General features: G+C 33.8%; 23 protein-coding genes. 16 read left to right on the top strand and 7 right to left on the bottom strand.

Going from position 1 to position 23,578, the window contains the following annotated elements; all coding sequences use genetic code 11:
* Window positions 1–12: 12 nt before the first annotated feature.
* The 5 genes from ilvA to tsaA all read right to left on the bottom strand — a co-directional run bounded on the left by ilvA (window position 13) and on the right by tsaA (window position 3,905).
* A complete protein-coding gene (gene ilvA / locus A6B43_RS03110) occupies window positions 13–1,539 on the bottom strand; it encodes a threonine ammonia-lyase, biosynthetic (protein WP_124211534.1) in 1,527 nt (508 codons plus the stop codon).
* 17 nt (window positions 1,540–1,556) lie between these two features.
* Window positions 1,557–2,093 (bottom strand): peptidylprolyl isomerase, encoded by a 537-nt coding sequence (gene slyD, locus A6B43_RS03105; protein WP_124211533.1) that lies wholly within the window; start codon window positions 2,091–2,093, stop codon window positions 1,557–1,559.
* Between the two features lie 114 nt (window positions 2,094–2,207).
* Window positions 2,208–2,369, bottom strand: coding sequence for a hypothetical protein (locus A6B43_RS03100; protein WP_170152441.1), 162 nt, complete (start codon window positions 2,367–2,369; stop codon window positions 2,208–2,210).
* 3 nt (window positions 2,370–2,372) lie between these two features.
* Entirely contained in the window at window positions 2,373–3,095 is a 723-nt protein-coding gene (locus tag A6B43_RS03095; protein ID WP_124211532.1) for an SIMPL domain-containing protein, read from the bottom strand.
* Between the two features lie 66 nt (window positions 3,096–3,161).
* Window positions 3,162–3,905: a tRNA (N6-threonylcarbamoyladenosine(37)-N6)-methyltransferase TrmO gene (gene tsaA, locus A6B43_RS03090; protein WP_124211531.1), complete on the bottom strand. Its 744-nt coding sequence runs from the start codon at window positions 3,903–3,905 to the stop codon at window positions 3,162–3,164.
* Between the two features lie 110 nt (window positions 3,906–4,015).
* Between tsaA and A6B43_RS03085 the strand changes: the two genes are divergently transcribed.
* Complete coding sequence (locus A6B43_RS03085; protein ID WP_124211618.1) at window positions 4,016–4,921, top strand: 1,4-dihydroxy-2-naphthoate polyprenyltransferase; 906 nt, start codon at window positions 4,016–4,018, stop codon at window positions 4,919–4,921.
* 95 nt (window positions 4,922–5,016) lie between these two features.
* Here A6B43_RS03085 and erpA read toward each other — a convergent pair whose 3' ends face one another.
* Window positions 5,017–5,358, bottom strand: coding sequence for an iron-sulfur cluster insertion protein ErpA (erpA, locus tag A6B43_RS03080; protein ID WP_124211530.1), 342 nt, complete (start codon window positions 5,356–5,358; stop codon window positions 5,017–5,019).
* Window positions 5,359–5,526: 168 nt separating this feature from the next.
* On the opposite strand from erpA, the gene A6B43_RS03075 reads away from it, so the two are divergent.
* Genes A6B43_RS03075 through A6B43_RS03030 form a run of 10 tightly spaced genes read left to right on the top strand, consistent with a single transcriptional unit; the run spans window position 5,527 to window position 15,879 of the window.
* A complete protein-coding gene (locus A6B43_RS03075; protein ID WP_124211529.1) occupies window positions 5,527–6,645 on the top strand; it encodes an LPS O-antigen chain length determinant protein WzzB in 1,119 nt (372 codons plus the stop codon).
* Window positions 6,646–7,893 (top strand): oligosaccharide flippase family protein, encoded by a 1,248-nt coding sequence (locus tag A6B43_RS03070; protein ID WP_124211528.1) that lies wholly within the window; start codon window positions 6,646–6,648, stop codon window positions 7,891–7,893.
* Window positions 7,890–8,360, top strand: coding sequence for a glycerol-3-phosphate cytidylyltransferase (gene tagD / locus A6B43_RS03065; protein WP_124211527.1), 471 nt, complete (start codon window positions 7,890–7,892; stop codon window positions 8,358–8,360). Before A6B43_RS03070 ends, tagD begins: the two co-directional genes overlap by 4 nt.
* An 8-nt stretch (window positions 8,361–8,368) precedes the next feature.
* Entirely contained in the window at window positions 8,369–9,085 is a 717-nt protein-coding gene (locus tag A6B43_RS03060; RefSeq protein WP_124211526.1) for a LicD family protein, read from the top strand.
* A gap of 19 nt (window positions 9,086–9,104) precedes the next feature.
* Window positions 9,105–10,349 carry an EpsG family protein gene (locus A6B43_RS03055; RefSeq protein ID WP_124211525.1) on the top strand — a complete coding sequence of 415 codons (1,245 nt, stop codon included), beginning with the start codon at window positions 9,105–9,107 and terminating at the stop codon, window positions 10,347–10,349.
* 1 nt (window position 10,350) lies between these two features.
* The gene (locus A6B43_RS03050) at window positions 10,351–11,376 is read left to right on the top strand and encodes a Stealth CR1 domain-containing protein (protein ID WP_124211524.1); all 1,026 of its coding nucleotides are present in this window, start codon (window positions 10,351–10,353) and stop codon (window positions 11,374–11,376) included.
* Between the two features lie 9 nt (window positions 11,377–11,385).
* A complete protein-coding gene (locus A6B43_RS03045; RefSeq protein WP_124211523.1) occupies window positions 11,386–12,201 on the top strand; it encodes a glycosyltransferase in 816 nt (271 codons plus the stop codon).
* Window positions 12,202–12,216: 15 nt separating this feature from the next.
* On the top strand, window positions 12,217–13,374 hold the full coding sequence (locus A6B43_RS03040; protein WP_124211522.1) for a DegT/DnrJ/EryC1/StrS family aminotransferase: 1,158 nt from the start codon (window positions 12,217–12,219) through the stop codon (window positions 13,372–13,374).
* 12 nt (window positions 13,375–13,386) lie between these two features.
* Complete coding sequence (locus A6B43_RS03035; protein ID WP_124211521.1) at window positions 13,387–13,980, top strand: sugar transferase; 594 nt, start codon at window positions 13,387–13,389, stop codon at window positions 13,978–13,980.
* A gap of 12 nt (window positions 13,981–13,992) precedes the next feature.
* Window positions 13,993–15,879: a nucleoside-diphosphate sugar epimerase/dehydratase gene (locus A6B43_RS03030; protein ID WP_124211520.1), complete on the top strand. Its 1,887-nt coding sequence runs from the start codon at window positions 13,993–13,995 to the stop codon at window positions 15,877–15,879.
* 87 nt (window positions 15,880–15,966) lie between these two features.
* On the opposite strand, the gene A6B43_RS03025 is transcribed toward A6B43_RS03030, so the two are convergent.
* The gene (locus A6B43_RS03025) at window positions 15,967–17,235 is read right to left on the bottom strand and encodes an O-antigen ligase family protein (RefSeq protein ID WP_124211519.1); all 1,269 of its coding nucleotides are present in this window, start codon (window positions 17,233–17,235) and stop codon (window positions 15,967–15,969) included.
* A 94-nt stretch (window positions 17,236–17,329) separates the two neighbouring features.
* On the opposite strand from A6B43_RS03025, the gene rfbB reads away from it, so the two are divergent.
* The 5 genes from rfbB to rpoD all read left to right on the top strand — a co-directional run bounded on the left by rfbB (window position 17,330) and on the right by rpoD (window position 23,538).
* Window positions 17,330–18,421, top strand: coding sequence for a dTDP-glucose 4,6-dehydratase (gene rfbB, locus A6B43_RS03020; protein ID WP_124211518.1), 1,092 nt, complete (start codon window positions 17,330–17,332; stop codon window positions 18,419–18,421).
* Window positions 18,422–18,423: 2 nt separating this feature from the next.
* Window positions 18,424–19,296: a glucose-1-phosphate thymidylyltransferase RfbA gene (gene rfbA, locus A6B43_RS03015; RefSeq protein WP_124211517.1), complete on the top strand. Its 873-nt coding sequence runs from the start codon at window positions 18,424–18,426 to the stop codon at window positions 19,294–19,296.
* 119 nt (window positions 19,297–19,415) lie between these two features.
* A complete protein-coding gene (gene rpsU, locus A6B43_RS03010) occupies window positions 19,416–19,631 on the top strand; it encodes a 30S ribosomal protein S21 (RefSeq protein ID WP_124211516.1) in 216 nt (71 codons plus the stop codon).
* Window positions 19,632–19,830: 199 nt separating this feature from the next.
* Window positions 19,831–21,585 (top strand): DNA primase, encoded by a 1,755-nt coding sequence (gene dnaG / locus A6B43_RS03005; protein WP_124211515.1) that lies wholly within the window; start codon window positions 19,831–19,833, stop codon window positions 21,583–21,585.
* 81 nt (window positions 21,586–21,666) lie between these two features.
* A complete protein-coding gene (gene rpoD, locus A6B43_RS03000) occupies window positions 21,667–23,538 on the top strand; it encodes an RNA polymerase sigma factor RpoD (protein ID WP_124211514.1) in 1,872 nt (623 codons plus the stop codon).
* The last annotated feature ends 40 nt before the right edge of the window (window positions 23,539–23,578 follow it).

The following is a 23,578-nucleotide window of genomic DNA, read 5'->3' as shown; positions in this document are numbered from 1 at the left end:
GAAAACTCGGACTTATTTTAAAAAATATTGATATGCAGGGCTGTCGCTGACGTTCTGGTAACGATAGCCAAGATGGCTAAGATCCTGTTTAAATGCTTCTTGTTGTTCATCATTTACCACAAAAGCAGCTAAAATATCACCGTAATCTGCTCCATGAGCTCGATAATGGAAGAGCGAAATATCCCAGTTGCTCAATATTTGTAAAAATTTAAGCAATGCCCCTTTTTGTTCGGGAAATTCAAAACTGTATAAGGTTTCTTGCGAGAGTGAATGAGGTCTGCCCCCAACCATATAACGAATATGGGTTTTGGCAATGTCATCATCAGATAAATCGGTAACATTATAACCCGTATGTTGTAATTCTTTGATAATTTGCTGTTTTTCATCGGCACCGCTAACTCGTACCCCAACAAATATACGAGCTTGCTGATCGTCTGCATGGCGGTAGTTAAATTCAGTTACCGCACGATTGCCTAAAATTTCACAAAATTTTAGAAAGCTGCCTTTTTGCTCTGGAATAGTTACTGACAGTAATGCTTCCTGTTTTTCGCCAATTTCACAACGTTCAGAAACATAACGTAATGTGTGGAAATTCATATTTGCCCCAGACAAAATACAGGCAAGTTTTTGCGCTTGTAAATTGTGCTGTGTAACGTATTTTTTTAAGCCAGCAAGCGAAATTGCACCAGAAGGTTCTGCTATCGCTCGGACATTCTCAAAGATATCTTTTAGGGCAGCACACACTTCGTCATTATCAACGAGTACTACATCATCAATATATTGTTGACATAGGCGGAATGTTTCATCACCAATACGTTTAACGGCAACCCCATCGGCAAATAGCCCAACTCTATCTAATTCAATCGGTTCGCCTGCTTTTAGGGCGTGATAAAGACAAGCAGAATCTTTTGATTCAACGGCAATGATTTTGATTTCAGGCATTAATTGTTTAATCAGTACCGCAATTCCCGCTGCTAATCCCCCCCCACCAACAGGGACAAACACATAGTTGAGTTCGTTGGCTTGTTGTAGTAATTCCATGCCGATTGACCCTTGCCCTGCAATGACAAGAGGGTGATCGAAAGGGTGAACAAAGGTCATTTTTAGCTCGTCAGCAAGTTCAATGGCTTTTGCTTTTGCTTCATCAAAATTTGCCCCATAAAGTAATACTTCACCACCAAAGTTACGCACGGCATCAACTTTAATTGAGGGCGTATTTTGTGGCATTACAATGAGCGAACGTAAGCCTAGGTGCTTGGCGGAAAGCGCTACGCCTTGAGCGTGATTTCCCGCAGAAGCGGCAATAACTCCAGAATGTTGTTGTGCAGAAGAAAGGCTGGAAATCATTGCATAAGCCCCTCGTAATTTGAAACTATGCACAGGTTGCCGATCTTCACGTTTGATTAGAATAGTATTGCCCAAGCGGTCAGATAATTTTTCCATTGGTTGTAATGGCGTAATTTGGGCAAGATCGTAGATTTTAGAGCTGACAATGGCACGGAGATAATCCGTGCCAGTTTTAAGAGCGAATTCACTCATTATGTTTTACCGTGTGATTAGTGGTTATGTCCGCAACCACAGCCACCTTCACCACCTTCGTGATCGTGACCACCACAGCAGCCACCAGACGCTTGGTGAACGTGTCCGTGCTCAATTTCTTCAGGTGTTGCATCACGGGTTGCAACAATTTCTACGCTGAAAAGAAGCTCTTGACCTGCTAACATATGATTACCATCAACGACAACCTCATCGCCATCTACTTCAGTAATTACTACAGGTAGAGGGCCAACATCAGTATCTGCAATGAAACGCATACCGACTTCTAAGTCATCAACGCCCATAAAAACGTCTTTCGGAACACGTTGTACCATATTTTCGTTATACTCACCGTAGCCTTCTTCTGGTTGTACACGCACTTCAAACGTATCGCCAACAACTTTTCCTTCAAGAGCATTTTCTAAGCCGATAACTAAATTATTGTGTCCGTGTAGATACTCAAGGGGTTGCTCAACGGGAGCTTCGTCAACTAATACGCCATCTTGAGTACGAACTTGATAAGCAATACTAGGCACTACGTTTTTTGCAATTTTCATAAAAATTCCTTAAATGTATAAATGAAAAATTAACTGACATTGTAGCTTGTTGTAGCGGATTTGCAAATGTAGCGAGGAAACTTACCGCTTGTTGCCAAAGAATTTTGTTCAAGCCTAATCAATAATATCAGGCGTAACGGTATCGACAACATCAACGGCAGTACTAACGGTAGTTTTTACCGCAGAAACCGCTCCACCAACCACAGAGGTAACTAAACAACCTGTTAATAGGCTAGGAAGCATTAAAATAAGTATAATTTTATTAAACAATTTCATTAGCTACTCTTTTGAAAAGGTTACTTTGCCCGATGCTGTTGCGGAAATAGTTGCTTTACCAGCTTCCATCGGAAGGCTTTCTGGTTGGCTATCAGCAGAGGCCATTTTTGCAGATAACGCATACATTCTTGGCATTGGTGCATTTTGATTTATATCGCCATTGGGCGTGTTTAAACGTATATCACTAAGGATATATTTTTTGGCATTTAACCCTGTTTGGATAACTTCAGCCTTGTGCTGGAATTGTTTGATAATTTCGAGTGTCATTTCATCTTCAAGGGAAACCATTTTCTCTGGCGAAACACTAAAATCAACGTGGCTGATAGCGATTTGGTCATCTAGATTTTCCAAAATTTTTGCAACAGCATCAAAGTCTTTACTTTTTAGCGAAATTCTTCCTTCTGCCACCCAACCGTTTACTTTTCCTTTGTTGTCATAATCGGCATAGTTGCTAATACCTTCAGCAGAAATATCAACCTTGGGATATTGTTTTGCTTGGGCTAATACTTTGTTTAGATTGGTTGATACGGCTTTTTTAAGATCAGAAAGATTTTTACCTGATTTTCGGCTATATATTTCGGCTTGAATTAAATCTTTTTCAACTGTACGACTAACTTGTGTAGAAAAATGGAAAACTGATTCATTATTGCTTTGAGCTTCTTCGGCTAAAGTATGAGTAGCGGCGAAAGCAAGCGGTAAGATTGCTAGATAATTTTGTAATTTCATTTTGTATCCTTAAATGTATAGGGTTAGAGGGAAATTGAGTTGCCGATTAGAGCAGATTTTTTACTATTAGTTCAGCGGTGTAAGGTCAAGCACCCAGACTTTGTTCGGGTCTTGCTTGTCAATTTGCCATAAAATATTGTGATTTGCTAAGTGCATTCCATAAATACGATCACTCAGTTTACCTTGCTGATAAGCAGGGCGGGGATCTTGAGCGAGAACTTCACGAATAAATTGGATAGGATCGTCAATTCCATATTTTACAAAATTTTTACTGGAATTGACCGCTTGTAATGCTGTTTGAGAAAAAGCAACTGCTAATTTTTGAGCAGGTTTTTGTTGTGCAAAGCCTGATTGTGCTTGAGGTTCGTTGTCTGCATAGGCAAGGTATGGTTTAATATCAAAAATTGGCGTGCCATCAACTAAATCAACACTGCCTAGATGGAGATATACGTTACCACTCTCAATTTCAATACGCTGTAAGGTAACTTTCGATAAACCTAATGGATTAGGTCGGTGTGTTGCTCGGCTTGCAAATACGCCAATTCGTTCATTTCCCCCTAAACGTGGCGGGCGAACTGTTGCGTGCCAAGTACGTTCTGGAATATGATGAAAATGAAAAATCAGCCATAGATGACTAAATTGTTCCAATCCTCGCACTGCATCAGGTGAATTAAAGGGGGGGAGTAGGCGAAGAATCGCTTTACCTTGGGTAACTAAATCAGGTTGACGGGGGACAGCAAATTTTTCGCCGTAAGGACTTTGGATAATTCCAATTGGCGTTAAATGGACAGGAAATAAAGAATTTTGCATAAAAATGTTCGTTTTCTGTTAAAAATCAAAAAAATTTCAATCAATTTATAATAATATGCTAAACACAATACAGAAATATTCTTTAATTTGGTTAAATTTTCTCATTTATGGTGAATAAACATTCTACTTTTTCAGCTTGGTTTAGTACTGCGCGCCCAAAAACGTTACCTTTAGCATTAGCCTCAATCGTGGTGGGATCAGCGTTGGCCTTTAGTGTCGGTCAGTTTGACTGTATTACGACATTTTTAGCACTGCTTACGACAGTGTTGTTACAGATTTTATCAAATTTTGCCAATGATTATGGAGATTATTTGAAAGGATCAGATACTTCGGAAAGAATTGGGCCTTTACGGGGAATTCAACAAGGGGCAATTACTAGTCGCCAATTGAAAAAAGGATTGGCTGTTGTTGCGTTGCTGTCTTTGATTTCTGGAGGCTTACTGATTGTATATACTTGTCAAACGTGGCAGGATTTATTGGTATTTTGTGGGCTAGGAATTATTGCAATTATTGCAGCGATTACCTATACCGTTGGCAAGAAACCCTATGGTTATTTAGGATTAGGCGATATTTCTGTACTTATCTTTTTCGGGTTATTGGCAGTATTAGGGACTTTTTATCTACAAGCCCATTATTTATTGCTACCAGTATTTTTTCCTGCTTTGGGTTGTGGATTACTGGCAGTTGCTGTTTTGAATATCAATAATTTACGAGATATCAATCAAGATCGTATTGCGGGGAAAAATACACTTGTGGTACGTATTGGAAATAAAAATGGACGAATATATCATCTAGTTTTACTCACATTAGCAGTAATTTGCTATTTAATTTTTGCTATAAAAGAGTTCCAGCATTGGTATAACTACTTATTTATATTGGCAACTCCATTACTTATTAAGCACGGCGTGTTCGTTTATCGCCATCGTGATCCTGCTGAACTTCGCCCTTTATTAGCTCAAATGGCAGGTTTAGCGTTAGTAACGAATGGGTTATTTGCTTTAGGCGTAGTGCTTTAGAGGAAAAAATCAAAGAAAAGACCGCTTGTTATAAAATCACTAAATGCGGATCAATAACCAAGCGGTCAGAAAAATTGAAAAAGTTTCAAACCATATTAAACACTAAAAGATGAGCCACAACCACAAGTAGAGCTTGCATTCGGATTATTCACGATAAAACGTGATCCTTCCAAACCTTCTATATAATCTACTGTCCCGCCAATTAAATATTGTAAACTCATAGGGTCAACGACTAAGCCCACATTTTGATTTTCAATGGTTAAATCGCCCTCGTTTACCTGATCATCGAAGGTAAAGCCATATTGGAACCCGCTACAGCCACCACCTGTAATATAAACACGTAAACGCAAATTGGGGTTATCTTCCCCTTCAATTAAATTTTTTACCTTATTTGCCGCAGCATCGGTAAAGATCAAAGGTATAGCTATATCACTCATTTTTGTCCTAAGTCAAAATTCTGGAACCCTTCCATTATCTAATAAGCTTTGATCGTAATCAAGAAATAATCATATAGAGTTAAATTGAAAGAAGATGCAAAGCGTAAGTGTAAATGCTAAAATACATAGCTAATGTCTAAATAACTAATATTGAGAGTTATTATTAAAATGAATACGTCAGAGATGAAACAAAATTCAAGTGCTTCAGATGAAATAGATCTCATTGAATTATTTAAAGTTTTATGGAATAAGAAACGATGGATAGCACTATCTACAGTAGTTTGCACTGCAATTTCAGGAGTTTATGCGTTTACTGCGAAAGAACAATGGAGTTCAAGTGCTGAAGTTGTTGCACCTCGTTCCGTAGATTTAGGCAATTATCTTACCTTAAGAGAAGGATATGCTCGAATTTTTGGTGAACAGTTTGATGTGAAGGCGTTTACAGATAGTTTATATGGAAAATTTAAGCAGCTTTCCTATTCTTTAGATGCTCGAGAAGAATTCTTTGAGGAATCAGAGTTATTTAAACGTCTTTCAGTTGATAAGAATGATTCAGAAAAACGTAAAATAATCAATGAACTTGTGCGTGAAAAAGTAAGTATTGTAAAACCAGACCCTAAAAAAGATCCAAATGCATTGGGTAACAAATATACATTTAGTGCTGAAACAGCGGAGTTAGCACAATCTACATTGAAAGAGTTTATTGGGTATATTAATAAAAAAGCATTTCAATTGGATCTAAAAGAATTTGGCATTGTTTCAACGAAAAAAATAGCTGATTTAAAATTTGAACGTGAAAAACTTCAAAAAGATCTTGATATTGAACAGCGTGTAAAATTAGAAAACTTATCTAAAGCATTAGATGCGGCAGAAAAAGCAGGTATTAAAGAATATTCAAAAGCTTTGGGAGATAACTCAAATATTGTTGTTTCAAGTTTAGCAATGTCTGATACAAAAATAGCATTATCAGATTCAAAATTAAGTGATAGTAATTATCTATTTATGTTAGGTGAAAAATATTTAAAAGCACAAATAGAATCAATAAAAGATAAAGATATTATCTATCCTCCTAGACTTTATCAAATTGAAGAACAGTTAAGAAAATTACAGGAGTTATTTTCAACAGCTAAAGATATTGATTCAGCAACTTATCGTTATTTAAGCTCACCAGATTATCCAGTTGCAAAAGATAAGCCTAAAAAATTAATTATTTTATTGATTGGTATGTTTTTAGGATTATTGTTAAGTTCTTGTATTATTTTAATTTTACGAATTTTTAAAAACTAAATGAAATCCTTATTATCTAATACTTTATCACAGAATTTTATATCGTTGTTTCTCTTGCAAGTGGCAAATTATATTTTCCCTCTATTAATTTGGCCTATTTTAAGTAATTATTTAGGAATTGAGCAATTTGGTTTGTTACTGTTAGCATTATCAATGCTAATGATTAGCAATATGATAACAGATTTTGGGTTTAATTTATCGGCAACTCACAATATTTCAAAAAATAGGGAAAATAAGATATTCATTTGTAGTTTATTAACTAACATATATGTGTTAAAAACAGTGCTTTCTATTTTAGTAAGTGTTGTATTTTTTATATATTATCAATTTTCAGAAAATGATAACTTACATAAGCTAGACTATATTTCTATTATTTTGTTGATACTCATTGTATTTTTTCAATCTTGGCAATGTCCTTGGTTTTTTCAAGGTATTGAAAGAATGAAATATGTTACTAAGATAATAGTGCTATCTAAAATAATATATTTATTAAGTTTAGTTTTGATATTACCATATTATAGTACTATAAATTCAGTGTTATTGTGTTATTTATTAAACCAAATTTTTATTAGTTATTTTTATATGTATAGTGTGTATAAAGAAAAATTTTCTTTTGGTCGATTTAATTTATATGGGATATTAAAAGAGTTAAAATATAGTAGCAATTTTTTTATTTCAAGGGTTGCAGTTTCTATTTATACAACGGGAAATGTTCTATTATTAGGGTATTTTCATAGTCCTCATATCGTAGGGTTATATGGTTCAGCTGAAAAATTATATGGTGCAGGAAGTGGTGTCGCAAGCATTGTTTCTCAAGCGATGTACCCATATACCACAAGAACCGGGAATCTAAGTTTATTATTAAAATTAGTATTACTTATATTCTTTCCATTCTGTATAGGTTGCTATGTGGTATCATTTTTTAGCGCTGAAATAATGGCATTGATTTTTGGAGAACCATTTATTGATGGTGGAATTATATTAGATTATTTCTTATTTCTAATGTGTATTACATTTCTGTCAGTTTCTATTGGATATCCAGGATTTGCTGCTATTAAAAGAGTTTATTTAGCAAATTATACGGTAATTATTGGTGCAGTGTGTCATTTCATTGGTATATTGTATTTATATTTAGTGGATAATATATACCCACTAACTGTAATTTTTCTTGTAATTATAACAGAATCAATAATTTTATTATTACGTATTGGATTGCTTTTTTATTATAGAAATAAGAGGAGCTTATGAAAACAGTTATTACTTATGGGACATTTGATTTATTTCATGTTGGTCATATTAGATTATTGAAAAGACTGAGAGCTTTAGGAGATAGATTAATTGTTGGAATTTCAACAGATCAATTTAATATGATTAAAGGGAAAAAATCATTTTTCTCTTATGATGAAAGAAAAGAGATTTTACTTTCTTGTAAATATGTTGATGATGTTTTTCCTGAAAATGACTGGGAGCAGAAGAGAGATGATGTGATAAAATATAAAGCAGATATTTTCGGTATTGGTGATGACTGGAAGGGTAAATTTGATGAACTTTCCGATGTTTGTCAGGTTGTTTACTTAGAAAGAACAGAAGATATTTCTACAACAGATATAAAGAGAGCGTTATCAAAAATATCAACAATAGAGTGTGAAGCATTAGAAAACTCATTACATTCTGCTTTGAATATTATTAAAGCAGTTAAATCTAGTATGAAATAAGAGGCAGTATGCTTACAAGGTTAAAGTTTTTCTTAGATAAAAATCAAAGATTGAAAAAATTTGTACTATTTTTTTATGAAAATACAATTGGTAAGTATAATTTTTATAAAGAAAATAAGAATTTCAAAAAATATAATGAACAGACTTTACAATCTCTTGATAAAGTATTTAAAGAATTGAAATGTGATTATTGGTTAGATTTTGGTACATTGCTTGGTGCAGTTAGAGAAAATAATTTTATTGAGCATGACTGTGATATAGATGTTGGGATGTGGCTGACAGATTATTCTACTCAGCTCCATTCTATATTTGAGAAATATGGTTTTAAAAAAATTAGAGATATTAAAATTGATAATGGGCAATATGGTTTAGAATTAACTTATCAAATTAATAATATTAATGTTGATATCTTTTTCTATACAAAAATAGATGATAATTATGCTTATTATCATGATTTTATCCCAGAAAATGGAATGAGCCGTATTGGTACTATTCAGAAATTGGGTGGTTTAGTAGTAAGAGAAATATCATTACCTATTTCTAGTATAGGAAGTATTAGCTTTAAAAATGAAAATTATCCTATTCCTGAGCCTGTTGTAGATCATTTAATTGGGCGATATGGTGAAGGCTATAAGGTAAAAGATAGTAATTGGAGTATTACAAAGGGGAATCAAGATAGTGTTAAAATTCTGTCTGATAAAGTTGGTGTTATCTCTTATTATTAGTTAGAGTCTTTTTCATAATATGAAAAAAAATAATATAATTATATTGCTTGGTAGCATTGTTTATCCTATATATATGTTACCATTTACACTATCAGCAATTATAAATAATAACAAATTTGGATATTTTTCTTTATCTTTTTTTATTGCGTGTTTAGGATATATGATGATCCCTTATGATACAATGGATATTGTAAGGCATTATGATATGTTTTTGACCTTTAAGGATATTCCTGTTTCTGACGTGTATGAATATGGTAGAAATGTCGATTATATATTTTCATTATATAGTTGGCTTATCATAAATATAGGGTTGCCAAAAGAATTTATCCCATTTTCTACAACATTTTTTTCTTATATATTATATTTCTTATCTTTTTATAAAATTATTAATACTTTTTTCAATAAAGATATTTCTAGTATTAGTTTTAAGTTATTAACGGTAATAGGATTTTTTCTTTTAATTAATGAAATAAAATTTATGGATACTGCTAATGGTTTAAGAAATGCTTGTGCATTTTCTCTATTTACTTATGCAATGTCCAATTATGTAATAAGAGGAGGAAAGATCTATTTTCTGTGTTTATCTGCTTTTTCTATCTGTATCCACGCATCTGCGGCATTATTATTATTACCTTTTTTGGTTTCTCTAATATTAAAAGGAAGAGTACCTAAAGGAATTATTCTCATCTCATATCTTATATTAATTATTGGTGCTTCAGGTTTATTTTATAGTATAATTGAGCTTTTAGAGCCTATATTACGTAGTAATAATTTATATTATCCTTCATATTTTGATCCTGATGGCGTTTGGGGCGCAGGGTATTATGAGAATGCAAATTTAAATACAATTGTATTTGAAAAATATATAAAACCATTACCCTATTATGTAGCGGGTATATATTTTATATTTGTTAATAAATATGCAAGTAAGAAAATGGCTAGTTTTTTGATTGTATTGTTTTTTTGTATAGCTTGTTTATCTGTATCTAGAACTATTTTTGATAGGTTAAATAATATATTTGTTATTTTGTTTATTCTATTTTTGGTGATGGAATTATGCCAGAAAAAATTCACAATTCTGAAGAAAATATTTATATTTATTTTTATTAGTTCTAGTATTTTTATGTCTTTAGGTAGCTTATATAAATATAGAGATATTTATTGGCCTTCTTGGAATAAGATTTTATATACACCATTACCTGTTTTATTCTTGACTAATGAGATATTGCCAGATAATTACATTATACGTAATTCAGGAGAATAAATTGAAAATTGACTTTGTATTACCTTGGGTAAATAACCAAGATATTGATTGGCAGAATTCTAAAAAAGAATATGATTTAAATCAGTCTAGTAGTGATTCTAATGCAGTTGCACGATACCGTGATATGGGGACTTTAAAATATGTTTTACGATCAATAGAGAAGAACTGCCCTTGGTATAATAAGATCTATTTAATTACTTGTGGGCATTATCCAGAATGGCTGAATTTAGATTCTGGTAAAGTTGTGTTAGTGAAACATACGGATATCTATGATAATGTATCGCATTTACCTACGTTTAATTCGAGCTCTATTGAGATGGCATTGCCAAATATTTCTGAATTATCGGATTATTTTATTTATTTAAATGATGATACTCTCTTTTTCTCACCTTTAGAGAAAGAACGTTTTTTTATGGATAATTTACCGGTTGATTTTTTAAATCACGGTTGGATTCCAAGAGGAAAATTGTTTGAAAAATTAGTTGGTAAAGATACTTGGGTAAACTCATTAAATAATAATTTAACATTGATTAATAAACATTTCTCACTTTCAAATTTAGATAGTTCAAAGCTTTATGCTAAAACATATCTATTTAAGAATAAGTTAAGTAATTTTTTGTTGAAAAATGTTTATAAAAAATATTTTTGGTTTGAGCATTGGCATCATCCTATTCCATATTTGAAAAAAACATTATTAGAAGTGAAAGAGAAATGTTTCGATGAAATGCAAATTTGCTCAGCAAATCGTTTTAGGCATAATACTGATCTTACACAATATTTATATCGGTATTGGCGATTAGCTAAGGGTGAATTTTTTCCTTGTAAATATGATGATGGTTTTGAAACAAATATTGATTCTATTGAAAAATTAGATAAGGCAATTGCGATTTGTGATAGTACAAAACCGAAATTTGTTTGTTTAAATGATTCACCGTCCTTATCAAATGAGGATTTTGAAATTATTAAAGAAAAATTATTAAATTATTTGTCAGAATATTTCCCAGGGAAAGCATCTTTTGAATTATAGAAGGTTTATATGTTATCTGTATTAATGTCAGTATACTGTAGAGAGAATCCACATTATTTTAATCAGGCGATGAAAAGTATTTGGGACTCTCAAACAGTAAAGCCAGATGAAATTATTTTAGTTGAAGATGGTAAATTAACTGAAGAACTTTATAAAGTTATTAAGATTTGGAAAGAAAAACTAGCCCATACATTGAAAGTTATTTCCTTAGAAAAAAATATTGGTACAGGCGGAGCAAAGCGTGAAGGTTTAAAGCATTGTTGTGGTGATTTTATTGCGATTATGGATACAGATGATATTTCTGAACCTGAACGTTTTGAAAAGCAGTTAGATTTTTTTAAGCATAATAGTGATGTTGATGCAATTGGAACTTGGATAAGTGAAATAGATGAGAATAATAATGTTACTCGATCCGTAGTTAAATATCCTACAAATAATGAAGAACTATATAAATTCTTTTCTATTCGAGATCCTATTCCTCATATGACTTCAATGTTTCGTCGTAGATTTTTCGTTGAGAAAAAGGTGGAATATCTGTCAGAGGTAAAAATGGCAGAAGATACATTATTATGGTATCAAGCATATAAATCTGATTGTATATTAGCTAATATCCCTTATGTAGGAGTAAGGGTAAGAATGATTAGTAATCTCTTCTATCGAAGGGGAGATCCAGTAAAATCGATTCAATTATTAAAGTTTAGATTATTTAGGATAAATCGAGAGTTAAAGTATGGTTTTAGAGCCGATTTATATGCAATTGTATATTTTATGATGTCTCTCTCCCCTGCATTTGTGAAAAAATGGCTATATAAGAATTTTAGATAGAATTTAGGAGTTATTATGAGTAAGTTTTTACCATTTGCTTTACCTGAAATTGGTGAAGAAGAAATTAATGAAGTTATTGATACTTTACGTTCAGGTTGGGTAACAACAGGGCCTAAAACAAAGCAATTTGAACAGGATTTTAAAGATTATTTAGGTGATGATCTTGAGGCATTAGCAGTGAATTCAGCAACGTCAGGATTGCATTTAGCACTTGAAGCTGTAGGCGTTAAAGCAGGTGATGAAGTAATAGTACCAACTTTAACTTTTACGGCAACAGCAGAAGTTGTGCGTTATTTAGGAGCAAACCCTGTTTTTATTGATTGTGATCCTAATACATTGAATATTGATATTAATAAAATAGAAGAAAAAATAACAAATAAAACAAAAGCAATTGTACCAGTACATTTTGCTGGTTTAGCTTGTGATATGGATAAGATTATTGCATTGGCTAAAAAATATAATCTTAAAGTTATTGAAGATGCTGCTCACGCATTTCCAACTCGTTATAAAGGGAAATTAGTTGGTACTTTAGATAGCGATGTTACGGTATTCAGTTTTTATGCTAATAAAACAATGACAACGGGCGAAGGTGGAATGGTTGTTTCTAAAAACAAATCATTGATTGAGCGAATGAAAGTTATGCGTTTACATGGTATAAGTAAAGATGCATTTGATCGTTATCAATCCAAAACACCTGCTTGGTATTATGAGGTTATTGAACCTGGTTTTAAATATAATTTACCGGATATTTGTGCCGCATTAGGTTTGCAACAATTAAAGAAAATTGATCGTTTTTACTTACAACGTTTAGAAATGGCAAATAAATATGAAAAAGAGTTGGCTGATTTACCAATTATATTGCCTCCTAATGCTGAAGAAAACTGTACTCACGCTTGGCATATTTATCCTATTCGTTTAAAGGAAGATTGCGGTATTAGCCGAGATGATTTTATTGTAAGAATGTCAGAAAAAGGTATTGGCTGTTCAGTGCATTTTATTCCTTTGCATAAGCAGCCTATTTGGCGTGATAGCTATAATTTAAAACCTGAAAACTTTCCTATTGCTGAAAACGTTTATCAACATATTTTATCAATTCCATTATTTACCAAAATGACTAATGATGATCAAGATAGAGTGGTTAGTGCAATTAAAGAAATTTTTAACACGCTTTAAGGAAATTTTAATATGTTAAAGCGTATTTTTGATATTGTTTTATCTGCGTTAGGGCTTATTATTTTATTTCCTTTTTTTGTGATTTTTGCTATCTGGATAAAACTTGATTCTAAAGGGAATGTGTTTTTCAGGCAAACTCGAGTTGGGTTACATGGCGAGTTATTTAGAATCCATAAATTTAGGACGATGGTAGTTAATTCAGAAGTAAAAGGTGGACTAACAATTGGTAATGATGCACGTGTAACTAATGCGGGTAAGTTTCTGCGTAAATTTAAAATAGATGAGCTTCCACAATTGATAGATGTTTTTCTAGGGCAGATGAGTTTAGTTGGTCCTAGACCAGAAATTGAAGAATTTATGAGTCTATATGAAGTTGAGATAAGGCAGAGGATATTATCTGTCAGACCAGGTATTACAGATAAAGCATCTATTGAAATGGTTGATGAAAATGAAATACTAGGGAAATATGATAATCCACGTCAAGCATATATTGATATTATTATGCCAATTAAAGCGAAGTATTATATAGATTATGCAAATAATCATTCTATTTTGGGCGATATTAAAATAATTTTAATGACGATAAAGAAGATTGTTATCAGATAGAGTGTAAATATTATGTTTAGTTTTATCTTAAATTTAAGAAGGTCAACTAAAAGAATTGTTAGTTTATTTGTTGATGTGATTCTTATTATAGTGGCTTATTTTGGTTCTTTGGGTATAAGATATGATAGTAGTATTAGCGTCTATTCTTTTGAACATTGGGTAAATGTATCTGCTGTTATTGTATTAACATTATCTATTTTTATTAAGCTCGGTTTATATCGAGCTGTATTACGTTTTATTACGATAAAAATTGTTAATACTGTTTTAGTTGGTACATTATGTTCAACGGTTGCAATGTTATTAGTGGCTTATATATTACAGCTTAATATTCCTCGTACAGTACCATTTTTATATTTTATCTTATTATCTATTCTAATAGTTGGAATACGTTTATTATTTAGGACAATTCTTAATATAGGAAATAATAAAAAGAAATCAGTAGTTATTTATGGTGCGGGTGATTCTGGTCGACAGCTACTTACAGCATTAAACCAAATTCCAGGCTATTATGTTTCTGCGTTTGTAGATGATAATAGAAAAATACATAAATTAAGTTTACACGGTATAAAAGTGTATTCGCCAAATGAATTGCCTGATTTAGTTGAACGTTATCAAGTTCAACAAATTTTATTGGCTATTCCGAGTGCACCTTTTGCCCGTAGAAAAGAAATTATTAGTGATTTAACACAATTATCTTGTGAGGTACTAACTGTTCCAGGTATTGAAGATATTATTACGGGTAAAGCTAAGTTAACAACATTGAATAAGGTATCAATTGACGAGCTATTAGGAAGAGAGCCAGTTCAACCTATTCAGGAATTATTATCGGCGAATATTGATAATAAAGTAGTTATGGTAACGGGAGCTGGTGGTTCGATAGGTTCGGAGCTTTGTCGCCAAATTCTTCGTCAGAATCCTAAAAAATTGATTTTATTTGAATTAAATGAATTTAATTTATATGCAATTGAGGGTGAATTAAGAAATCTTCTTAAGAAAGAGAATTTGAGTGTAGGGCTTGTTCCAATAATGGGAACAATACAAAATAAAGAGTATATTGCGAATATTATTCAGACTTTTTCTGTACAAACTGTATATCACGCAGCCGCGTATAAGCATGTTCCGTTAGTGGAATACAATGTTGTAGAAGGTATACGAAATAATGTGTTAGGAACATTAAACTGTGCGTTATCAGCAATTGAGTGTAATGTGGAAACTTTTATTTTAATTTCTACGGATAAAGCAGTTCGCCCAACAAATACAATGGGAACAACGAAACGTATTGCAGAATTAATTTTACAGGCATTAGCTAAAAAGCAGTCTAACACTCGTTTTTGTATGGTAAGATTTGGTAATGTTCTAGGTTCATCTGGTTCTGTGGTTCCTCTATTTCGTAAGCAAATTGAGCAAGGTGGTCCTATTACTTTAACTCATCCAGAAATTACCCGCTATTTTATGACGATTCCAGAAGCTTCTCAATTGGTTATCCAAGCTGGTGCAATGGGGAAAGGTGGAGATGTTTTCGTTTTGGATATGGGTGAATCTGTTAAGATAATTGATCTTGCAAGAAGAATGATAAAGTTGACGGGATTAAAAGAAAAGAGCCAGGAAAATCCAAATGGTGATATTGAGATCCGAACTACAGGTTTGAGGCCTGGTGAGAAATTATATGAAGAGTTACTGATTGGGGATAATGTTTTCCCTACTATCCACCCAAGAATTATGACAGCAACGGAGATTATGCTAGATTGGGATCAATTAGTTCCTTTATTAACTGAATTGGAAGAGTATTGTAATAGTTATTCTGTAGATAAAGTAAGGGAAATTTTATTAAAACTTCCTACCGCATTTAATCCAGTAGATAATATTTGTGATTTACTTTGGATAGAATCTAAAAAATAATCTTTAAAATAGATAAAAGCTGTTGATTGTAATCCTTCTAGGTTAGTTTCAACAGTTTTTTATCATTTAATAATTAAGTTTATAGCGTTAGGTTAATTTTTGATGGTCTGAGCTAGATTTTGATAATGCTTCATAAAGGATTATAATAATAAAGAAATAGAATATTGACCCCGAATTATGTGCAAAAAAGGTTTGAGATAGACAATAGAGTAAAATTGCAATTATATGTATAATACCTAGCAGACTAATTGTTCTAATAAGTATATCAGGCTCTTTTATTCTATTAAGGAATACTTTCAATGGAATAAATATAATAGCAATTAGAGCTAGAAGTCCAAGCATTCCTCTTTTGATTAATGAATCTAAATATTGATTATGTGCATCATTATACAATACTGTTTTTTTATTCATGGTTTTCTGTTTAACTTGTTGTTTTTTAAGATCTAAATATCCTTGGCTTCCCCAACCCAATATTGGTTTTTCTTTGATTCCTAATAAGGCATTTTGCCACATATCTAAACGTGCTCCGATGGATGTGGTTTTTGTATCTCTTTTTATGTATTGAATTATATTATCTTCAGCGGCTTTATATCTTTTTATGATGTCTAGTTGAGGAATATTAATAATAGTAATTATAATTGCTGTAAATAAAATGGTACAAGAATAAATTACTCTTTTACTTAATTCATTACGATAAAAGTATAAGGTAATAATAAATAGAAAAGGAATGCTTATCCAGCCACCTCGAGTACCAGATAATGTGCTAGCTATAATACCGAGTAACCCTCCGATTATACAGAGAATAGTTAATTTATATGCGTTTTGTTTTGTCCAATAAATAGCAATAATAAGGCTAAAGGCGGATAAGCTTACTGCTATATCCCCTGCTTGAATACTAATAATATCTGAAAATGCTCTTTCTGCTCCTAAATAAAATTTCTGATAAATAGCAATTATCCCAGCTACGCTAGCACCAATAGGAATACCGTGTAAAATAACTTTTAGGTTGATAGTAAATTGTTTGAATAATAATAGTAATGGTAAAAAAAAGAGGATTTTACTCGGGTTATCTATTTCTCGTAATTTATCGTGGTGGATTAATGTTAAGAATAAGAAGGTGGCAAAATAGAACACAAACGCAAATATAAGCCATTTATCTTCTTTGGTAGGTGTTAGCTTCTTTTTGTATTTGACTAAATAGATAAAAAGATAAATTATTCCAATCCCCGCTAATACCATTGGGGCAAAGCTATATCCTTTGGGGAAAGCGAGTACGGTGGTGAAGAATAGAAAAACTAGCGCATTAACGAGCCAAACAATCTGTTTTTTTTCTATTCGATGAATAAGTTGTAACATATTTTGTACCTTGTTAAAAATGACGTGGTAGCTATTTTAAACTATTTCTTTATAGAATTTTGTTACAATGAGCAAAATTTTAATTGAGAAAAAAATGAAAACGATTTTTGTGACAGGTGGTGCAGGTTTTATTGGATCTGCGTTAATTCGCTATTTGATTGAGCATTCTTCTGTAGAGCAAGTGGTTAATATTGATAAGCTAACCTATGCCAGTAATTTAGCTTCATTAGCAAGTATTAGTCAAAATTCACGTTATATCTTTGAGCAAGTCGATATTTGTACAAGCGGTCAGATTCAAGCACTTTTTTGCAAGTATCAGCCTGATGCAGTGATAAATTTAGCGGCAGAAAGCCATGTAGATCGTTCAATTGATAGCCCGTTGACTTTTATGCAGACAAATATTCTGGGTACTTATACTTTGTTAGAAGGAAGTAGGATTTATTACAACCAACTTTCGGGTACAAAAAAAGCACAGTTTCGGTTTTTACAAGTATCAACAGATGAAGTATTTGGTGATTTGGATCAAGAAAGTTCTAGATTTACTGAGTTTACCCGTTATTCCCCCAATAGCCCCTATTCTGCATCAAAAGCGAGTGCGGATCATTTAGTACGAGCTTGGTCGCAAACTTATGGGTTACCTGTATTGTTGACGAACTGCTCAAATAATTATGGTTATTTTCAATTTCCAGAGAAATTAATTCCATTAACAATTTTAAATGCATTACACGGGCAATATTTACCGATTTATGGTCGAGGCGAACAAATTCGAGATTGGCTATTTGTCGATGATCATGTTCGTGCGCTCTATCTTGTTTTAACGCAAGGTCGGGTGGGCGAAAGCTACTTGATTGGGGGGAATAACGAGCAGACTAATTTATCCGTAGTAGAATATATTTGTCGTCTATTAAATGAAGCAAAAAAAAGTGGGGCACTTACCGATTATCAAGCTAATATTAAGGCGATTGATGATTTTAAATCTCTCATTCGATTTGTAGAAGATCGCCCTGGGCATGATAAACGTTATGCGATAGATAGCCAAAAAATTCAGAAAGAACTTGGCTGGAAACCTTGTGAAAGTTTTGCTTCAGGATTAGAAAAAACGGTAGATTGGTATGTGCAAAATAGAGCATGGTGGAAATTATTGCGGGAGCGTTATATGGGCAATCGTTTAGGGAAAGGCAAATAAAAATGAAAGGCATTATACTAGCAGGGGGAACTGGTTCACGGCTATATCCGATTACTCGTGGTATTTCAAAGCAGCTTTTGCCTGTTTACGATAAGCCGATGATTTATTATCCACTTTCAGTGTTGATGTTAGCAGGAATCCGTGACATTTTAGTGATTACTAGCTCTGAAGATATTGAAAATTTCCAACGGTTATTGGGTGATGGTGCGGATTTTGGTATACAAATTAGCTATGCGATACAGCCAAAACCGCAGGGTATTGCGCAAGCATTTCTGATTGGGGAAAAATTTATTGGTAGGGATAATGTTTGCTTAGTATTAGGTGATAATATTTTTTATGGGCAATCTTTTACCACGATGTTACATAATGCTGTTGCTCAGCAACAAGGCGCGAGAATTTTTTGCTATCAAGTAAAAGACCCTGAACGTTTCGGAGTTGTGGAATTTGACCAGAAATTTAATGCCTTGTCTATTGAAGAAAAACCACTACTGCCGAAATCAAATTGGGCAGTAACTGGACTATATTTTTACGATTATCAAGCGGTGGAATTTGCTAAACGATTACAGCCTTCGGCTCGAGGCGAATTAGAAATTAGTGATATTAATCGTCATTATTTGGAAAGCGGGACACTTAAGGTACAATTATTAGGTAGAGGTTTTGCGTGGCTAGATACGGGGACACACGACAGTTTGCACGAAGCAGCCTCGTTTGTTAAAACGATTGAGCATGTTCAAAATTTACAAATTGCTTGTTTAGAAGAAATCGCGTGGCGTAATGGCTGGCTGGCAACTTCGCAAATAGAAATTATTGGGCAATCAATGGTAAATACAGACTATGGGCAATATCTCTTACGCTTAGTGAAAGAGAGTAAATAACCTGCAATATTGCTTTACTTCATTTTTGCTCTACGGTAGAATATTGTATCTTTATTAGTTCTATGCTGTCGTTGCTTGTACAGCGTAATTTAATCATATATTTTCTGAGGTGATGGCATATGCCAGTAATTAAAGTTCGTGAAAATGAATCATTTGACGTTGCATTACGTCGTTTTAAACGCTCTTGCGAAAAAGCAGGTATTCTAGCAGAAGTTCGTGCAAAAGAATTCTATGAAAAACCAGCATCAGTTCGTAAACGTGAAAATGCTGCGTTAGCAAAACGTCATGCTAAACGTGTTGCTCGTGAGAACGCTCGTAATACTCGTTTATACTAATTCGATATTAAAACGTTTAATTGAAACCGTGAAACCTTTTGGAATCACGGTTTTAGCGTTTATAAAACAAGCGGTTAGATATCAAATATTTTTGCAATTAAGTAAATAAAATAGCGTTATTTTAGTTGTAGATTTTCTTCATTTGTCATTGATCTAAGATTTATTTACCAATAATTTTACAACAAGGAAAGGAGGCTCAATGAAAGGCACTATTCCACGTTCATTTATTGATGATCTTGTTGCAAGAACGGACATTGTTGAGCTGATTAACTCTCGGGTAAAATTAAAAAAAGCAGGGCGAGATTATCAAGCCTGTTGCCCTTTTCATCACGAAAAATCCCCTTCTTTTACGGTTAGCCAAACCAAGCAATTTTATCACTGTTTTGGTTGTGGTGTACACGGCAATGCGATTGGTTTTTTAATGGAATATGACAAACTTGAGTTTGTCGAAGCAATTGAAGAGCTGGCGAGTTTACACGGTTTGGAAGTTCCTCGTGAAAATATTATTCAACGAGATGGCAAACCACCTGTAAATTTTAAAACTCGCCGTAATTTGTATGAATTATTAGGTAATATCACTCAATTTTATCAACAACAGCTAAGCCAAGATGAGGCGAGTAAACAGTATTTAAACCAACGTGGCTTGTCTGCAGATGTTATTCGGCGATTTGAAATTGGGTTTGCACCGAATTCAATGAATAGTGTGTTACGTCAATTTGGTATAAATAAAGATGAAACACAAAAATTGCTTGATACAGGAATGTTGTCGCAAAATGATACGGGCAAGATCTATGATCGCTTTCGTAATCGTATAATGTTCCCAATCCGAGATAAACGAGGACGAGTAATTGCTTTTGGTGGACGAGTGATGGGAGATGAGAAGCCTAAATACCTTAATTCCCCCGAATCAGCGACTTATCATAAAGGTAATGAACTTTACGGTTTATTCCAAGCATTGCAACATAATGAAAACCCAGAGTTTTTATTTGTAGTAGAAGGCTATATGGACGTTGTCGCTTTAGCACAATATGGCATTAACAATGCGGTTGCTTCTTTAGGTACAGCAACGACAGGTGAACAAATCCAGCAAATGTTTCGTTGTACCGAGCAAGTGATCTGTTGCTATGATGGTGATAGAGCAGGAAAGGATGCAGCCTGGCGAGCTTTTGAGAATGCGTTGCCACATTTATATGATGGACGTCAGCTCAAATTTATTTTCTTGCCTGATGGTGAAGATCCTGATTCTCTTGTTAGACAGCAAGGTAAAGAGGGATTTGAACAATATTTACAGAATGCTCAACCATTGAGTGAATTTATGTTTAACTCATTATTACAAGAGGTTGATCTCTCAACAAAAGAAGGTCAATCAAAACTAGCAACCCTTGCAGTTCCTTTGATTAAACGTATTCCTGGGCAGATGTTACGAGTCTATTTACGTAATATTTTAGGGCAAAAATTAGGCATCTTCGATCCTGCTCAAGTGGAGGCTTTGGTTCCGCAAAAAAGTAATATAAACGCACCGCTTGCGTCAAGAAGACCGAAAATTGAACGTACTCCAATGCGTGTGTTAATTGCCTTATTACTGCAAAACCCGAATCTAGTACGATTAGTCAGTGATGAAATACAATTATTGAAACAACTAGAGGAAAAAGGTGTTGAGTTATTTTTAACGCTAGTTAGTATTTGTCAGCAACATATGGGAATTACAATGGGGGGGCTATTAGAGCATCTTCGTGATAGTGAAAATTATCGACACCTTGAAATATTGGCTGATTGGGATCATCTAGTAGCACCAGAACATGTTGAAGAAACTTTCAAAGAGACTTTGAAATTTTTTTACAAAAAGTTTGTGGAACGTGAAATTGAGCGATTACAGGCTAAAGATCGTCAAACTGAAGGTTTAAATTCAGAAGACAAACAAGCACTTATTACACTACTTTCGGTGAAGCTGTAACTTGTGGTCAGTTTCAAGTAATTTTTAACAAATAGTGGTATAATCCACCATTATTTTGTTCTCACTGATATGGATAAAATTATGGAACAACATTCTCAATTAGAAGAGCAACAATCTCAGCTTGAGTTGCTGATTGCACAAGGGCGTGAACAGGGTTATTTAACACTGTCAGAAGTGCACGATCATCTTCCAGAAGAGCTGGTTGATGCAGATCAAATAGACGATATTATCCAGATGATCAATGATATGGGGATCAAAGTGCTTGAAAGTGCCCCAGATGCAGATGATCTAATGCTCTCAACTGGTATTGCTGATGAAGATGTGGTTGAAGAAGCGACCAAAGTGCTTTCTACCGTAGAATCTGAATTAGGGCGAACAACAGACCCTGTTCGTATGTATATGCGAGAAATGGGGACAGTAGAACTTCTTACCCGTGAAGGTGAAATTGATATTGCAAAACGGATTGAAGACGGTATTAATGCCGTTCAGTGTGCAGTTGCGGAATACCCAGAGGCCTTGAGCGATTTTATTGAACGTTATAAAGAAGTTGAAGAAGGTACGTTACGTCTATCTGATTTAGTTACAGCTTTTGTTGATCCAAATGCAGAAGAAGCGGAAGCTGTTGAAGAGCTAGAGGTTGACTTAGACGAAGAAGACGTTGAAGTTAAAGTAGTTGCTCCGGAAACGGATGATGACAGTGAAGAAGATGAAGAGAGCACTTCAGATACGACTGATGATAATAGTATTGATCCAGAGTTAGCTCGTGAAAAATTCTATGCGTTGCGTGATCAACACACAAAAGCAATTTTAATTATTCAAAAACATGGACGAGCTCACGCTAAAGCGAAACAGCAAATTCAAGCATTATCGGATATTTTCCGTGAATTCCGCCTTGTGCCGAAACAGTTTGATCTTTTGGTTGAATCTATTCAAAAAATGATGAAACAGGTACGGACAGAAGAGCGTCAAATTCAACGCTATGCAGTTGAATATGCACAAATGAAAAAAGCAGATTTTGTGAAAGCTTTCCAAGGACATGAAACTTCTGATGCGTGGATTGATAAAGCTATCAATGCTAAACGTGGCGGCGTACCTAAATTAGCTGATTATGCGGAACAAATCCGTGTAAGAATTGTGAATTTAAAACGCTTAGAAGAAGAAACTGGGCTAACAATTTCCCAAATTCGTGAAATTGGCGGACGGATCTCAGAGGGTGAATTAAAAGCCCGTAAAGCTAAAAAAGAGATGGTTGAAGCAAATTTACGTTTAGTGATTTCTATTGCCAAAAAATATACTAATCGAGGTTTGCAATTCTTGGATTTAATTCAAGAAGGGAATATTGGTTTAATGAAAGCGGTAGATAAATTTGAATATCGCCGGGGCTACAAATTCTCAACCTATGCAACTTGGTGGATTCGTCAAGCGATTACTCGTTCTATTGCTGACCAAGCCCGGACCATTCGTATTCCTGTTCATATGATTGAAACGATCAATAAATTGAATCGAATTTCACGTCAATGTTTACAAGAAATGGGACGTGAAGCGACACCAGAAGAACTGGCGGAAAAAATGGGTATGCCAGAAGATAAGATTCGTAAGGTGTTGAAAATTGCGAAAGAACCAATTTCAATGGAAACGCCAGTCGGTGATGATGATGATTCACATTTAGGTGATTTTATTGAAGATGGTACACTTGAATTACCATTGGATTCTGCAACGGCAGAGAGCTTACGTTTAGCAACTAATGATGTGCTAGAAGGCTTAACACCAAGAGAAGCGAAGGTATTAAGAATGCGTTTTGGTATTGATATGAATACCGATCACACCCTTGAAGAAGTTGGTAAGCAATTTGATGTAACTCGTGAGCGTATTCGTCAAATTGAAGCGAAAGCGTTACGAAAGCTTCGCCACCCAAGTCGATCAGAAACGCTCCGTAGTTTTTTAGATGATTAACAAAGTCCCCTTACTACTAGTAGGGGGATTTTTATATGTA

The sequence above is a fragment of the Vespertiliibacter pulmonis genome, from assembly GCF_013377275.1.
GTDB lineage: Bacteria > Pseudomonadota > Gammaproteobacteria > Enterobacterales > Pasteurellaceae > Vespertiliibacter > Vespertiliibacter pulmonis.
Note: the sequence above shows the minus strand (reverse complement) of the source record. Positions and strands in the feature narration are given on the sequence as shown.

Coding starts and splice junctions, on each gene's coding strand:
- A6B43_RS03070 (WP_124211528.1), top strand. CDS start 6,646: ATGAAATCCTTATTATCTAATACTTTATCACAGAATTTTATATCGTTG.
- rpoD (WP_124211514.1), top strand. CDS start 21,667: ATGGAACAACATTCTCAATTAGAAGAGCAACAATCTCAGCTTGAGTTG.
- slyD (WP_124211533.1), bottom strand. CDS start 2,093: ATGAAAATTGCAAAAAACGTAGTGCCTAGTATTGCTTATCAAGTTCGT.
- A6B43_RS03095 (WP_124211532.1), bottom strand. CDS start 3,095: ATGAAATTACAAAATTATCTAGCAATCTTACCGCTTGCTTTCGCCGCT.
- erpA (WP_124211530.1), bottom strand. CDS start 5,358: ATGAGTGATATAGCTATACCTTTGATCTTTACCGATGCTGCGGCAAAT.
- A6B43_RS03025 (WP_124211519.1), bottom strand. CDS start 17,235: ATGTTACAACTTATTCATCGAATAGAAAAAAAACAGATTGTTTGGCTC.
- A6B43_RS03045 (WP_124211523.1), top strand. CDS start 11,386: ATGTTATCTGTATTAATGTCAGTATACTGTAGAGAGAATCCACATTAT.
- A6B43_RS03055 (WP_124211525.1), top strand. CDS start 9,105: ATGAAAAAAAATAATATAATTATATTGCTTGGTAGCATTGTTTATCCT.
- rfbB (WP_124211518.1), top strand. CDS start 17,330: ATGAAAACGATTTTTGTGACAGGTGGTGCAGGTTTTATTGGATCTGCG.
- A6B43_RS03060 (WP_124211526.1), top strand. CDS start 8,369: ATGCTTACAAGGTTAAAGTTTTTCTTAGATAAAAATCAAAGATTGAAA.
- dnaG (WP_124211515.1), top strand. CDS start 19,831: ATGAAAGGCACTATTCCACGTTCATTTATTGATGATCTTGTTGCAAGA.
- tsaA (WP_124211531.1), bottom strand. CDS start 3,905: ATGCAAAATTCTTTATTTCCTGTCCATTTAACGCCAATTGGAATTATC.
- A6B43_RS03030 (WP_124211520.1), top strand. CDS start 13,993: ATGTTTAGTTTTATCTTAAATTTAAGAAGGTCAACTAAAAGAATTGTT.
- tagD (WP_124211527.1), top strand. CDS start 7,890: ATGAAAACAGTTATTACTTATGGGACATTTGATTTATTTCATGTTGGT.
- A6B43_RS03100 (WP_170152441.1), bottom strand. CDS start 2,369: ATGAAATTGTTTAATAAAATTATACTTATTTTAATGCTTCCTAGCCTA.
- A6B43_RS03040 (WP_124211522.1), top strand. CDS start 12,217: ATGAGTAAGTTTTTACCATTTGCTTTACCTGAAATTGGTGAAGAAGAA.
- ilvA (WP_124211534.1), bottom strand. CDS start 1,539: ATGAGTGAATTCGCTCTTAAAACTGGCACGGATTATCTCCGTGCCATT.
- rpsU (WP_124211516.1), top strand. CDS start 19,416: ATGCCAGTAATTAAAGTTCGTGAAAATGAATCATTTGACGTTGCATTA.
- A6B43_RS03075 (WP_124211529.1), top strand. CDS start 5,527: ATGAATACGTCAGAGATGAAACAAAATTCAAGTGCTTCAGATGAAATA.
- A6B43_RS03035 (WP_124211521.1), top strand. CDS start 13,387: ATGTTAAAGCGTATTTTTGATATTGTTTTATCTGCGTTAGGGCTTATT.
- rfbA (WP_124211517.1), top strand. CDS start 18,424: ATGAAAGGCATTATACTAGCAGGGGGAACTGGTTCACGGCTATATCCG.